Annotated in this window: 1 pseudogene; it reads left to right on the forward strand. The window is 34.3% G+C overall.

The window, feature by feature from the left end:
* Window positions 1-1,246 (forward strand): annotated as a pseudogene (locus ACODS7_RS32110) (phage tail spike protein); the annotation flags it as partial.

A 1,246-nucleotide genomic window follows, 5' to 3' on the forward strand; every position in this document is an offset into this window, starting at 1 on the left:
AAAGAAGCGAATGAAACAGCAAGTAGCGCTAAGAAAGAATCAGAAGCAGCGAAAACACTTGCAGAAAAGGTACAAGAGAATATTAAAAACAATACTGTTGAAATCATAGAAGCTAAGAATCCACCAACAACAGGGCTTAAACCTAATAAAACGCTATGGTGTGATATGAGTAATGGAAAGCCCGGCATTTTAAAAATATGGACAGGTACAGTTTGGGAATCGGTTGTACCAGATGTTGAATCAGTTAAGAAAGAAACACTTGAACAGGCTAATAAAAATATTGAGTCCACAAAAGCAGAATTAAACAAAAAGGTACAAGAAGCACAGAATCAAGCTACAGTACAATTCAATGAAGTACAGGAAGATTTACAAGGTGTCAGTCGTACAATTTCTAATATCGAAAATAAACAAGGTGAAATCGATAAAAAAGTAACTAAATTTGAACAGGATTCTAATGGCTTTAAAACTTCTATTGAATCGTTAACAAAAAAAGATAATGATATCAGCAATACATTAAATAAAGTCGAACAAACTGTAGAAGGTACAAAGAAGACTATTTCTGATGTGCAGCAAACAACAAGTGAGCTTAAGAAAACAACAACTGATATTAAAGAAGAAGCTGGGAAAATCAGTGAGAAGTTAACAAGTGTAGAAACAAAGGTTAATAGCGATAAAGCTGGTGGACGAAACCTTTTATTAAAATCAAATGTTAAATATGAAAAAACAGACTATCTAATCAATCAATATTCTCTTACTGAAAATTTCTTTGCAGGTGAAGAATACACCTTTGTAATGAAAGGAATTGTACCTGCAGGTCAAAAGTTTGGTATATGGATGAATGGTGGGTCTAGTAATGTTGGATATGCAACAAGTGTTTACACGAATGGAATTACTTATGTAACCTTCAAAGCTGTTGCGGCTACAAGTGGAAATGAACGAAAGTTAAGCTTATATAACTATCCGAGTAGTGCTACGAAATCTATTGTGGAATGGGTTGCCTTGTATAAAGGGAATAAGCCGCAGGATTGGACGTCACCGCCTGAAGAGCAGGTAACAACAGATGAATTCACTAAGAAAACCAATGAAATTACGAAAAGCGTAGATGGTATCAAAGAAACAATAACAAAAGTAGAGAATAATCAAAGTGGATTCGATAAGCGTGTTGCTACTGTAGAAAAAGATGCAACTACTATTAAACAAAATGTCTCTTTCATACAAAATACGCAGACAGAACAAGGAAGACAAT

The organism is Bacillus sp. FG16 (assembly GCF_057809515.1).